Genomic DNA, 12,357 nt, shown 5'->3' on the forward strand with positions numbered 1-12,357 from the left:
TCAGGGCTGATAGCCCATCCGCCAACTCACGGCCCGGGTCGCCGCCAGCAAGTGCTGCGCCGCCGGGCCATCTTCATCGGCATGGAACAGCGAGGTTGGGCCGACCACGGTCATCACCGCCGCGACTTGCCCGACCGCATTGAACACCGGCGCCGACAACGCATCCACGCCGGGCATCAGCAGGCCATGTACAAAGTGCAGGCCGCGGCTGCGGATTTGCTCGCACACGCTGGCATAGGCCTGATCGTCCGCCAAGGTGTGAGCGGTGCCGGCTTGAACCTCGCGTTCGCGCAGCTCCACGGTTTCCCGCGACGGCAAGTAGGCGCTGAACACCAGCCCGGTGGACGAACTGAGCAGCGGCAACACCGAGCCCAACTGCGTCACCACGGTGACGGCGCGCACGGCCGGCTCAATCTGCACCACGGTCGCGCCCTGGTTGCCCCACACCGCCAGAAAGCAGGTTTCATTCAACTCATCGCGCAGTTCGGCCAAGGGCATGGCGCCGACTTTCAACACATCCATGCTGCCCAGCGCCGCCAGCCCCACGCGCAACGCTTCGCGGCCCAGGCCGTAATGGTTGGTGGCGCTGTTCTGTTCGGCAAAACCCGAGGCGATCAGCGCCTGCAAATAGCGGTGGACCTTGCTCGCTGGCATCTGCACATGCTCGGCCAGGCGTGACAGCGAGGTGGCCGGGGACAGTTCGGCCAGGGCCTTGAGAATATCGGTGCCGACTTCCGCCGAGCGGACTTTCTGTTTACCGGTGTCGCGGGGCTTTTCCATGGAAGGGCGAGAATCCGAGAGATGAATGGGCGTCTTTATAGCTTGACGGTCGACAGTGATCAAATTACGTTATGCGTAACTGGATTACGATAAAAACAACTTCTGTACAGAGGAAGATCCATGGACCTCGAATACCTTTCGGGTTTCGGCAACGAATTCGCCAGCGAAGCCTTGCCTGGCGCGCTGCCGGTCGGCCAGAACTCGCCGCAAAAAGCCCCCTGCGGGCTCTACACCGAACTGTTTTCCGGCACTGCCTTCACCATGGCGCGTAGCGAAGCCCGGCGCACTTGGCTGTACCGCATCCAGCCGTCCGCCAATCACCCGGCGTTCGTCAAACTTGCGCGGCAATTGGCCGGTGGCCCGCTGGGGGCGGTGACGCCCAACCGCCTGCGCTGGAACCCGCTGGATATTCCGGGTGAACCCACGGACTTTATCGATGGACTGGTCGGCATGGTTGCCAACTCGGGGTCGGAAAAACCTTCGGGCATCAGCATTTATAACTACCGCGCCAATCGTTCCATGGAGCGCGTGTTCTTCAACGCCGACGGCGAGTTGCTGATCGTGCCGGAGCAGGGCCGCTTGCGCATCGCCACCGAACTGGGCGTGCTGGATGTCGAGCCGCTGGAAATCGTCGTGCTGCCCCGTGGCCTCAAGTTCCGTATCGAACTGCTGGACGCGCAAGCCCGCGGCTACGTCGCTGAAAACCATGGCGCCCCGCTGCGCCTGCCTGACCTGGGGCCGATTGGCAGCAACGGCCTGGCTAACCCGCGCGATTTCCTCACGCCCGTCGCCCGTTACGAAGACCTCAAGCAACCGACCACGCTGGTACAGAAATTCCTCGGCGAACTGTGGGCCTGCGAGCTGGATCACTCACCACTCAACGTGGTCGCCTGGCACGGTAATAACGTGCCGTACAAATACGACCTGCGTCGCTTCAACACCATTGGCACGGTGAGTTTTGACCATCCGGATCCGTCGATCTTCACCGTGCTGACCTCGCCCACCAGCGTGCACGGCCTGGCCAACCTCGACTTCGTGATCTTCCCGCCGCGCTGGATGGTGGCCGAGAACACCTTCCGGCCGCCGTGGTTCCATCGCAACCTCATGAACGAATACATGGGCCTGATCCAGGGCGCCTACGACGCCAAGGCCGAAGGCTTCGTACCCGGCGGCGCGTCGCTGCACAGCTGCATGAGCGCCCACGGCCCGGATGGCGAGACCTGCACCAAGGCCATCAACGTGGACCTGGCGCCGCACAAGATCGATAACACCATGGCCTTCATGTTCGAGACCAGCCAAGTGCTGCGTCCGACCCAGTTCGCCCTGGAGTGCCCCCAACTGCAACCTGCTTACGACGCGTGCTGGGCCTCGCTGCCCGCCACCTTCAACCCGAACCGGAGATAACCCATGACTCAACCAACGCAGACCCGCAGCTGGGTGGCCTCGGCCAATGGTCACGCGGATTTCCCCCTGCAAAACCTGCCCCTGGGCGTGTTCAGTATCAACGGCTCGGCCCCGCGCAGTGGCGTGGCGATTGGCGACATGATCCTCGACCTGCACGCCGCGCTGGATGAGTTTGACGGTGACGCCCGGCGCGCCGTCGAAGCCACTGCGGGCGGGCAGTTGAACGCGTTTTTCGAACTGGGCCGTGGGCCTCGCGTTGCCCTGCGCCAGCGCCTGCTGGAACTGCTGGCCGAAGGCAGCAAGCTGCAAACCCGCGAGGCGCAAGTGCTGCACCGTGCCGCCGATTGCCAGATGCACCTGCCGGCCAAGATCAATGACTACACCGACTTCTACGTCGGCATCGAGCACGCGCAAAACGTCGGCAAATTGTTCCGCCCCGATAACCCGCTGTTGCCGAACTACAAGTACGTGCCGATTGGTTACCACGGCCGTGCCTCGACCATTCGTCCCTCGGGTACAGAGGTGCGACGCCCTAAGGGCCAGACCTTGCCAGCCGGGCAGTCCGCGCCGACCTTTGGCCCATGCGCGCGCCTGGACTATGAGTTGGAGCTGGGCATCTGGATCGGCCAGGGCAATGCCATGGGCGATGCGATTGCCATTGGTGATGCCGCCGAGCATATCGCCGGTTTCTGCCTGCTCAACGACTGGTCGGCGCGGGATATCCAGGCCTGGGAGTACCAGCCGCTGGGGCCGTTCTTGTCGAAAAGCTTTATCACCAGCATCTCGCCGTGGGTGGTGACTGCCGAAGCCTTGGAGCCTTTCCGCAAAGCCCAGCCGCCGCGCCCTGAAGGTGATCCGCAACCGCTGCCTTACCTGTTGGATAAGCGTGATCAGAACGCGGGCGCCTTTGATATCGAACTGCAAGTGCTGCTCACCACGGCCTCGATGCGTGAGCAAAACCTGCCCGCCCATCGCCTGACCCTGAGCAACACCGAGCATATGTACTGGACCGTGGCGCAAATGGTGGCGCACCACAGCGTCAATGGCTGCCAGTTGCAGGCGGGTGACCTGTTTGGTTCGGGCACGTTGTCTGGCCCGCAGCCGGGGCAGTTCGGCAGCCTGTTGGAAATTACCGAAGGCGGCAAGAAGCCGATTGAATTGGCCTCCGGCGAGGTACGTAAATTCCTTGAAGACGGCGACGAAATCATTCTGCGTGCCCGTTGCAGCCGAGAGGGCTTTGCCTCCATCGGCTTCGGCGAATGCCGCGGTACCGTGGTTGCGGCGCGCTGAGAGGGCAGGGCCATGGAACTCTATACTTACTACCGTTCTACCGCGTCGTATCGAGTACGTATTGCCTTGGCTCTCAAAGGCCTGGATTTCACCGCGCTGCCGGTCAACCTGCTGGTGCCGGCAGGCGGCGCCAACCGCCAGCCTGAATACCTGGCGATCAACCCCCAAGGGCGGGTGCCGGCATTGCGTACTGATGAAGGGGCGTTGCTGATCCAGTCACAGGCGATCATTGAGTACCTGGAGGAGCGTTATCCCCAGGTGCCGTTGCTCTCCAAAGACCTGGTAGCGCGCGCTCATGAGCGGGCGGTGGCGTCGATCATCGCCTGTGATATCCACCCGTTGCATAACTCCAGTACCCAGAACTTGCTGCGCAAGTGGGGGCACGATGAGGCGCAATTGCTGGAGTGGATCGGACACTGGATCAGCCAGGGCCTGGGCGCGGTGGAGCAGTTGATTGGCGACACCGGGTTTTGCTTTGGCGAGCAGCCGGGCTTGGCCGATGCGTTTCTGATCCCGCAGCTGTACGCGGCCGAGCGTTTCAAGGTGCCCTTGGCGGCGTACCCACGCATTGGGCGGGTGGCGGCGTTGGCGGCCCAACATCCGGCCTTCGTGCAGGCCCACCCCGCCAGTCAGCCTGACACCCCCTGAACCCCCTGTAATGATCGTTCCTACGCTCAGCGTGGGAACGCCTCATGTGGCGCTCTGCGTCACGGCTCTAAAAACGGACGCGGAGCGTCCAGGGCTGTATTCCCACGCAGAGCGTGGGAACAATCATAAAAAAACAGGTACCTTGCGATGCACAATCAGATTGCCAGCTTTCGTGCGGCACTCGACGCCCGCCCGGTGTCGCGCTACCAATGGTTGATTCTCCTGCTGCTGGCACTGTTACTGGTCACCGATGGCTATGACGCCCAGGTGCTGGGCTATGTAGTGCCGGCGCTGGCCCAGGATTGGGGCCTGGAAAAGTCCGCGTTTGGCCCCGTGTTCAGCGCCAACCTGCTGGGCCTCACCCTGGGCTCGCTGCTGGTGACACCGCTGGCGGATCGGTTCGGCGTGCGACGTATCCTGCTGGCATGCGTGCTGATCTACGCCAGCCTCACGGTACTGATGGTGTTCGCCAATTCCCTGACCACGTTGATGGCAGCGCGGTTTATCTGCGGCATTGGCATGGGCGGCGCGATGCCCAGTGCCATGGCATTGATGTCTGAATACTCGCCGCCGCGGATGCGCACCTTGATGGTGACCCTGGCGGCCTGCGGCTTCTCGTTCGGCGGCGCAGCAGGCGGCTTTGTGGCGGCCGGGTTTATCGATGGTTTTGGTTGGCAGGCGGTGTTCCTGGCGGGTGGTGTGACGCCGCTGCTGCTGTTCCCGTTCCTGGTGTGGCTGTTGCCCGAATCCTTGCCGCGCCTGTTGCGCGATGCGCCGCCGTATCTGCGTTTGCGCAAAGTCACGGTGCGGATGCTGCCCGATTGGCAACCGCCACCGGCGACCGAAGCTGAAAACTTGCAGGAGCAGGGCAGCAAACTGACGGTGGTGGAGCTGTTTCGCAACGGCTACGCGCGCCCGACGCTGCTGATCTGGGCGACTTTCTTTGTCAGCCTGATCCTGCTGTATTTCATGATCAGTTGGTTGCCGTCGCTATTGCTCGAAAGCGGCCTGGCGTTGAACGAAGCCAACCTGGTCACCTCCATGTTCCTGTTCGCTGGCACCTTGGGCGCCATCCTCATGGCCTGGTTTGCCGACCGTCTGAAAAGCAAAGTGCGGTTGCTGTCCGGCGTGCTGGCGGCGGCAGCGCTGTGCACCATCCTGCTGGGCTTGAACCACGACAACCCACGCTACCTGGTGGCCTGCGTGTTTGCAGCAGGGTTCTGCATCATCGGCGGGCAACTGACCCTCAATGCCTTCGCGAGCAACTTCTACCCGGCGCACGTGCGCGCCACCGGCACGGGTTGGGCGTTGGGTGTGGGGCGATTCGGATCGATTCTGGGACCGCTGTTTGGCAGCCTGCTGCTGGCGATGCATATACCGGTCGAGCAGATTTTCTTCTTCTGCGCGATTCCGGCGGTGATTGCAGCGTTGTTGATTATTCAGGTGCGGGCGCCTTCACTGTAGGAGCGAGCTTGCTCGCGAAGGCCGCAAGGACAGCGCGTTAAACCAGGATGCCTGCGTTATCGTTCACGTTCTTCGCGAGCAAGCTCGCTCCTACAGGGGTCAGTGCACCACTGAGTTGGGCGGCAGGTGCCCCAGCCGCTCGGTCAGGCGCAGGCGCTGAATCGGGTCGTCGCTGAGCAGCAGGGCGTGTTCCAGGTCGAAGCGTTCGGCGCTGGGGCAGTCCAGGCGTTGATACAGGCTGGCCCGCGCCAGGTAGTCGGAGGCGCTGGCGTTGCCCAGTTCCAGTACGCGCTCGGCGTCCACCAGGGCGGCCAGTGGCTCGTCGTTGGCAAGGTAGAGTTGGCGCAGGTTGCGCGACAGCCGTTGCAGGATGGCCCGTGGCTCGGCGGTCAGTAGGTGGTCGGCCTGCAATTTCAGTTTCGCCCCGTACTGGCGCGCCAGCAACTCGCGACAGTCGTTGGGGTACAGGCGCCGGCCGCCGCAAGGGTCCAACAGGTGGTCGGCTCCCGGTACCCGCAGCAGGAAGTGCCCAGGGAAGTTCACGCCGACTAGGGGGATATCCAGGCGCCGTGCCATCTCCAGTGCGATCAGGCCCATGGCCAAGGGTTGCCCGCGTTTGCGTTGCAGCACTTTGTCCAACAGCGCGGCGGCGGGGCGCAACGGCGTGTGGTCATCCTGGGCAAACCCCATGTCATTCATGCGCCGCAGCAGCGGCTGGCCGAGTTCATCCGCCGGTAACAGGGGCATGCCCAGGCTGACCTGTTGTTGTAGCGCGCCAAGGTCGTGCAGGATCAACGCCGGCTGCACGCTGGTGTCATGCTCGGCAGCAATCCACAGCGCGGCCTCAAACAGCGCGGGGGGTGAACGGTCCAGGCAGGCGAAAAAGGCGGTGCGGGGATTCATTGAGTTCTCCGGCATATGCCCCCGTTTTAGCCTTGCTGCGAATTTTCGTCCAGCATCTTGAGAGATATCCCACGCTCTTATGTCGTAGATCCCACGAAAACGCGCGGCTTATTCCAGCGCAATCCAGCAGTTTTCTGCCGCAAGCCTATACTTGGCCCACTACCAGAAGTGATTCGGGAGCCCATTGATGTTTGCGCTCATGCACAGCACCCGCCTTGAATCGCTGCACCTGAGCGTTGATCCGGTGACCGGCTTGAAGGCGATCATCGCCATCCACAACAGTCGCCTGGGCCCAGCGTTGGGTGGCTGTCGCTACCTGGCTTACCCTAATGATGAAACCGCCGTGGCCGATGCCGCGCGCCTGGCGCAAGGCATGAGCTACAAAGCCGCGCTGGCCGGACTGCCGGTGGGCGGCGGCACGGCGGTGATCATCCGCCCCGTGCACGTGGAAAGCCGTGCGGCGCTGTTCGAGGCGTTTGGCCGTTGTGTGGAAAAACTCGACGGCCGCTTCATCACCTCGATCGACAGCGGTACCTCGGTCGCCGACATGGACTGCATTGCCCAGAACACTCGCTTTGTCACCAGCACCACCGCCGCCGGAGACCCTGCACCTCATGCTGCCATGGGGGTGTTTGCCGGTATCCGCACTACCGCCATGGCGCGCCTGGGCAGCGACAACCTCGAGGGCCTGCGCGTCGCGGTGCAAGGCCTGGGGAATGTCGGTTATGCCCTGGCCGAACAATTGCACGCCGCCGGTGCCGAGCTGCTGGTCAGCGACATCGACCACGGCAAGGTGCAACTGGCCATGGAGCAACTGGGTGCCCACCCGATTGCCAACGACGCCTTGCTCAGCACGCCCTGCGACATCCTCGCACCGTGCGGCGTGGGCGCCGTATTCAACCGTAACAGCGTCGGCCAGTTGCGTTGCGCCGCCGTGGCGGGTTCGGCCAGCGCTCAACTGACCAACCTGGACATCGCCGACCAATTGGAAGGCCGCGGCATCCTCTACGCACCGGACTATGTGATCAACTCTGGCGGGCTGATCTACGTCGCCCTCAAACACGCCGGTACCGACCTGCCAAGCATCACCGCGCACCTGTCGAACATCGGCAGCCGCCTGACCGAAATCTTTGCCCACGCCCAAGCCGAAAAACGCTCCCCCGCGCGGGTGGCCGATGAACTGGCCGAACGCTTGCTGTACAAATAGGCCAGGCATTAAAAAGGCCCTGAATCCATGATTCAGGGCCTGTTCAATTCGGGCTTTACTCCGCCGCCGGGTTCAGCAACTCGGACAATGCGTCCGGTTGGCTCTTGAACGCCTTGGCAAATACATCACGGTTCTTCGCCATGTAGATCCCGGCTTCTTCCACCTGCTGCTCGCTCAACGACGGCACGGCTTTTTGCAACACCTCTGCCAGCAACTCAGCGAGTTCAAGCATCTTGTCATGACGGTCAGCTTCGGCTTTATCCATGAACAAACGCTCCAGATCTCGGCTGCTGCGGTATACCACTTCGACGGCCATTCACCACCTCACATGCCTTCACGATAGTTGTCTTTTGCGACTACTGTATTTATATACAGCGAAAAGGATAAGCCAAACGCCGGGGTTTGGGTAGTAGGTTTTTAATGTAGTTGGGAAATGGGGGGCTGAACCGGAAATTTCGCACGGCACGCTGAGGTCGATGGTCGATCGTTCCTACGCTCCGCGTGGGAATGCATCCCATGACGCTCCGCGTCACCCACGAGCAGGTCTGAGGGACGCGGAGCGTCCCAGGCGGGGTTCCCATCCGGAGCGTGGGAACGATCGGGGGGTAATTTAAGTGCCTCGTGTCACACGGCCACCATCTTATTCCCCAGCCCTGGCCTTTTTTCTGCATGCAGAACAACCGTCACGTCCACCCCGCATTATCCGGTCGAGCCGACCTAAGGAAGCATCATCGTGAAAATCAATTGGGCCGAAAGGCTGCGTCAGCAAGTACACGGGCTGGCCGAGTCGCTGGGTAATCTGTTTGTCGAGTCGTTCCATTACCTGGCGCTGTTCGCCATTGGTGCGGTGACCGCCTGGGCGGCGGTGATGGAATTTCTGGGGATGCTGGAGAACGGCCATATCAAGATCGATGACATCTTGCTGCTGTTCATCTACCTGGAATTGGGTGCCATGGTCGGGATTTACTTCAAGACCAACCACATGCCGGTGCGCTTCCTGATCTACGTGGCGATCACTGCGCTCACGCGTTTGCTGATCTCCAACGTGTCGCACCACAACCCGCCGGACGTGGGCATCATCTACCTGTGCGGCGGCATTTTGCTGTTGGCGTTTGCGATCCTGGTGGTGCGCTACGCATCGTCGGCCTTCCCTTCGGTGAAGGTCGAAAGCCCGCGTCGCAAGGGCGAGGCGAGCCTGGAGACCGAGAAGGGCGAGCTTTAAAGCCCGACGCTGAAGGGCAGGGTACGGGCGGGCGGTCGCTGCAGGAGTTTGTGGCTGTCGCCGTCCGTCATCAGCTCCAGAATTTCCACGGCGCTGTGGCCCTGTTCGATGGCGATGCCGAACTGGATGCTTTGCACCAGGCGCCTGAGGCGCTGCGGGTCGTTGCGTTGTTCGGCGCTGATCATGCGCTTGGCCACCACGCCAGTCTCGTCAGACAGGGTGAGCATGATGCTGCCGTCCAGCCTTTGGATGCTCAGGTTGACGCGGTATTGGGGGCTGAACGTGTCGGTGATGATCTGAAAAGGATTGTCCATGGTGCGTTACCGCCTGATAAGAACATGCAGTCATTGACGGCCGGTGTCGGGATTAGTTCGCATTGCCTGACCACTGGCCAAATTCCGTTTTCCTCAAAAGTTCTACAGCAAAGGGCGTGCCGTACAGCGATTTACCCGACATAGATATTCAAATGTGGGAGCGGGCTTGCCCGCGATTGCGGTGTATCAGCCAACAAGTACTTGGCTGAAGGACCGCAATCGCGAGCAAGCCCGCTCCCACATTTTTTGTGCTGTTTTTGGAGATCAGTGAGCTAATTCAGGGCATCACGGAAAAAACGATCGCAGACAGCGCAATCAGCCCGATCACCACCACAAATACATTCGATGCCTGGCCTGAATACTGGCGCAAAGATGGCACGCGGCGAATCGCGTACATCGGCATCAGGAACAGCAGGCACGCGATGATCGGCCCGCCCATGGTTTCGATCATGCCCAGGATGCTCGGGTTGAAGGTGGCCACGGCCCAGCAGGTCAGCACCATGAACAACGCGGTGCAGCGTTCCAGCCATTTCGCCGACATCGAACGGTTGCGCCCACGCAGGGATTTGACGATTAGCCCCTGGAAGCCTTCGCTGGCACCAATGTAGTGACCCAGGAAGGACTTGGTAATTGCCACCAGCGCGATCAACGGTGCGGCGTAGGCAATCACCGGCGTCTGGAAGTGGTTGGCCAGGTACGACAGGATCGAGATGTTCTGCGCCTTGGCCGCGGCCAGGTCAGCCGGTGACAGCGCCAGCACGCAGCTGAAGCAGAAGAACATCACGGTCAGCACCATCATGCCGTGGGCGGTGGCCAGGATGCCGCTGCTTTTGCGCTCGGCCTGGGCGCCGTAGACGCGCTTCTGGTCCACGGCAAAGGCGGAGATGATCGGCGAATGGTTGAACGAGAACACCATCACCGGGATCGCCAGCCACAGCGTTTTGAAGAACAGCGGCAGCGGCATGCCTTCGCTGGCCGAGGCGAAGAACGCGCCGTTCCAGTTGGGAATCAGGCTGAATGCCAGCAGCAGCAAGGCGGCAACGAAGGGGTACACCAGCACGCTCATGGCCTTGACGATCACGCCCTGGCCACAGCGCACAATGGCCATCAGGCCGAGGATCAGCACCAGCGACAGAATCGCCCGTGGCGGCGGCGCCATGTGCAATTGGTGCTCCATGAAACTGCCCAGGGTGTTGGTCAGCGCCACGCTGTACACCAGCAGGATCGGGAAGATCGCAAAGAAATACAGCAGGGTGATCAGCTTGCCGGCGCCGACACCAAAGTGTTCCTCGACCACTTCGGTGATGTCGCCGGATTTGCCCGACAGCACAAAGCGCGTCAGCCCACGGTGGGCGAAGAAGGTCATCGGAAAGGCCAGCAGCGCCAGCACGATCAGCGGCCAGAAACCACCGACGCCGGCATTGATCGGCAGGAACAGGGTGCCCGCGCCGATGGCGGTGCCGTAGAGGCCGAGCATCCAGGTGGTGTCGTGTTTGGTCCAACCGGTGGTTACTGTGTTTTCTCTGACATCGGGATTTTCGGCAGCAGGTGTACGTACATCAGTCATCGGTATTGCCTCGTTATTATTTTTGCGCGGGCTCACGTTGGGGCGGGTAGCAGTGCTCCGATCAGCACTCCACCCAGCTGACCGCCAGGCCGCCCCGTGAAGTTTCTTTGTATTTGTCATGCATATCGGCGCCGGTATCGCGCATGGTGCGGATGACCCGGTCGAGGGAGATGAAGTGTTTGCCGTCGCCGCGCAGGGCCATCTGCGTGGCGTTGATCGCCTTGACCGCCGCAATGGCATTGCGCTCGATGCACGGCACCTGCACCAGGCCACCGACCGGGTCGCAGGTCAGGCCGAGGTTGTGTTCCAGGCCGATTTCGGCAGCGTTTTCCAGTTGCTCCGGGGTGGCACCGAGGATATCGGCCAGGCCTGCGGCGGCCATGGCACAGGCCGAGCCCACTTCGCCCTGGCAGCCAACTTCGGCGCCGGAGATGGAGGCGTTTTTCTTGCAGAGGATGCCGACGGCAGCGGCGGCCAGGAAGAAATTGACCACGTCGTCGTCAGACGCGTCGGCGTTGAATTTCATGTAGTAATGCAGCACTGCCGGGATAATCCCGGCCGCGCCATTGGTCGGGGCGGTGACCATGCGCCCGCCAGCGGCGTTTTCTTCGTTGACGGCGAGGGCGAACAGGTTGACCCATTCCATCGCCGACAAGGTCGAGGTGATCACGTTGGGCTTACCGATTTCCAACAGGTTGCGATGCAACTTCGCGGCGCGACGGGGCACATCCAGGCCACCGGGCAGGATGCCTTCATCGCGCAGGCCCTGTTCCACGCACTCGCGCATCACCGACCAGATATGCAGCAGGCCGCTGCGGATATCTTCATCGCTGCGCCACGCCCGTTCGTTGGCCATCATCAGCTCGGATACCCGCAGGCCGTGCTTGTTGCACAAGGCCAGCAGTTCTACGGCGCTGGAAAAGTCGTAGGGCAATTGCACGTCGCTGGTCGGCGCAATGCCTGATGCAGCTTCGGCGGCTTCGATGATGAAACCACCGCCCACCGAGTAATAGGTTTGTTCGCTCAGCAGGCCGCTGTCGCCATAGGCGTGCAAGGACATGGCGTTGGGGTGGTACGGCAGGCTTTCGTCCAGCAGCAGCAAGTCGGTGTGCCAGTTGAAAGCAATTGCCTGAGAGCCCGCCAGCAGCAATTGGCCGGACTCGCGCAGTTGCTGGATACGCGCATTGATCGAGGTGGGGTCGACGCGATCTGGCCATTCACCCATCAAGCCCATGACACAGGCGCGGTCGGTGGCATGGCCGACACCGGTAGCGGACAGCGAGCCATACAGGCGCACTTCGACGCGACGGGTTTGGCTGAGCAAATGCAGGTCGGTCAGGGCTTGGGCGAATGTCGCGGCAGCGCGCATCGGGCCAACGGTGTGGGAGCTGGAAGGGCCGATGCCCACCTTGAATAGATCGAAAACACTGATAGCCATGCTAAAGCCTTACAAGCAATGGAGTAGAAATCGCTGCCATGTTTTGTAGAGCAGGCGGAATTGGCGCGATACTGAGCCTCTGGATCGGTACTGACCAACGAATTATCCTAAGACACCCTT

Annotated in this window: 12 protein-coding genes; 6 read left to right on the forward strand and 6 right to left on the reverse strand. The window is 61.7% G+C overall.

All coding sequences use genetic code 11. The annotated features are described in order from the left end of the window. Positions 1 to 780, reverse strand: a complete 780-nt coding sequence (locus tag ACP7CZ_RS04210; RefSeq protein ID WP_054897733.1) for an IclR family transcriptional regulator — start codon at positions 778 to 780, stop codon at positions 1 to 3. A gap of 120 nt (positions 781 to 900) precedes the next feature. On the opposite strand from ACP7CZ_RS04210, the gene hmgA reads away from it, so the two are divergent. From hmgA to ACP7CZ_RS04230, 4 genes are all read left to right on the forward strand, one after another. After that, positions 901 to 2,184 carry a homogentisate 1,2-dioxygenase gene (gene hmgA / locus ACP7CZ_RS04215; RefSeq protein ID WP_294163910.1) on the forward strand — a complete coding sequence of 428 codons (1,284 nt, stop codon included), beginning with the start codon at positions 901 to 903 and terminating at the stop codon, positions 2,182 to 2,184. Between the two features lie 3 nt (positions 2,185 to 2,187). Next, positions 2,188 to 3,474, forward strand: a complete 1,287-nt coding sequence (gene fahA / locus ACP7CZ_RS04220) for a fumarylacetoacetase (protein WP_294163912.1) — start codon at positions 2,188 to 2,190, stop codon at positions 3,472 to 3,474. A gap of 12 nt (positions 3,475 to 3,486) precedes the next feature. Beyond that, positions 3,487 to 4,122: a maleylacetoacetate isomerase gene (gene maiA / locus ACP7CZ_RS04225; RefSeq protein ID WP_032903326.1), complete on the forward strand. Its 636-nt coding sequence runs from the start codon at positions 3,487 to 3,489 to the stop codon at positions 4,120 to 4,122. Between the two features lie 147 nt (positions 4,123 to 4,269). Beyond that, positions 4,270 to 5,586: an MFS transporter gene (locus ACP7CZ_RS04230; RefSeq protein WP_072447555.1), complete on the forward strand. Its 1,317-nt coding sequence runs from the start codon at positions 4,270 to 4,272 to the stop codon at positions 5,584 to 5,586. A 99-nt stretch (positions 5,587 to 5,685) separates the two neighbouring features. Here the strand turns inward: ACP7CZ_RS04230 and ACP7CZ_RS04235 are convergent, their stop codons facing one another. Further along, a complete protein-coding gene (locus tag ACP7CZ_RS04235) occupies positions 5,686 to 6,489 on the reverse strand; it encodes a SirB1 family protein (RefSeq protein WP_294163922.1) in 804 nt (267 codons plus the stop codon). A gap of 187 nt (positions 6,490 to 6,676) precedes the next feature. On the opposite strand from ACP7CZ_RS04235, the gene ACP7CZ_RS04240 reads away from it, so the two are divergent. Further along, positions 6,677 to 7,696 (forward strand): Glu/Leu/Phe/Val dehydrogenase family protein, encoded by a 1,020-nt coding sequence (locus tag ACP7CZ_RS04240; RefSeq protein ID WP_294163924.1) that lies wholly within the window; start codon positions 6,677 to 6,679, stop codon positions 7,694 to 7,696. Positions 7,697 to 7,751: 55 nt separating this feature from the next. Here ACP7CZ_RS04240 and ACP7CZ_RS04245 read toward each other — a convergent pair whose 3' ends face one another. After that, positions 7,752 to 8,012: a YebG family protein gene (locus ACP7CZ_RS04245; protein WP_003188807.1), complete on the reverse strand. Its 261-nt coding sequence runs from the start codon at positions 8,010 to 8,012 to the stop codon at positions 7,752 to 7,754. A 417-nt stretch (positions 8,013 to 8,429) separates the two neighbouring features. Between ACP7CZ_RS04245 and ACP7CZ_RS04250 the strand changes: the two genes are divergently transcribed. Further along, the gene (locus ACP7CZ_RS04250) at positions 8,430 to 8,918 is read left to right on the forward strand and encodes a phosphate-starvation-inducible protein PsiE (protein ID WP_003188808.1); all 489 of its coding nucleotides are present in this window, start codon (positions 8,430 to 8,432) and stop codon (positions 8,916 to 8,918) included. Here ACP7CZ_RS04250 and ACP7CZ_RS04255 read toward each other — a convergent pair. The 3 genes from ACP7CZ_RS04255 to ACP7CZ_RS04265 form a co-directional block, all read right to left on the reverse strand. Then, positions 8,915 to 9,232 (reverse strand): DUF3509 domain-containing protein, encoded by a 318-nt coding sequence (locus ACP7CZ_RS04255; protein ID WP_034128674.1) that lies wholly within the window; start codon positions 9,230 to 9,232, stop codon positions 8,915 to 8,917. The genes ACP7CZ_RS04250 and ACP7CZ_RS04255 overlap by 4 nt on opposite strands. A 277-nt stretch (positions 9,233 to 9,509) precedes the next feature. After that, positions 9,510 to 10,799, reverse strand: a complete 1,290-nt coding sequence (locus ACP7CZ_RS04260) for a serine/threonine transporter (protein ID WP_098949493.1) — start codon at positions 10,797 to 10,799, stop codon at positions 9,510 to 9,512. Positions 10,800 to 10,860: 61 nt separating this feature from the next. Then, complete coding sequence (locus ACP7CZ_RS04265) at positions 10,861 to 12,237, reverse strand: L-serine ammonia-lyase (RefSeq protein WP_054897739.1); 1,377 nt, start codon at positions 12,235 to 12,237, stop codon at positions 10,861 to 10,863. Between the last annotated feature and the right edge of the window lie 120 nt (positions 12,238 to 12,357).

It is taken from the genome of Pseudomonas sp. DWP2-2 (genome assembly GCF_049897065.1).
GTDB classification, from domain to species: Bacteria; Pseudomonadota; Gammaproteobacteria; order Pseudomonadales; family Pseudomonadaceae; genus Aquipseudomonas; species Aquipseudomonas paracarnis.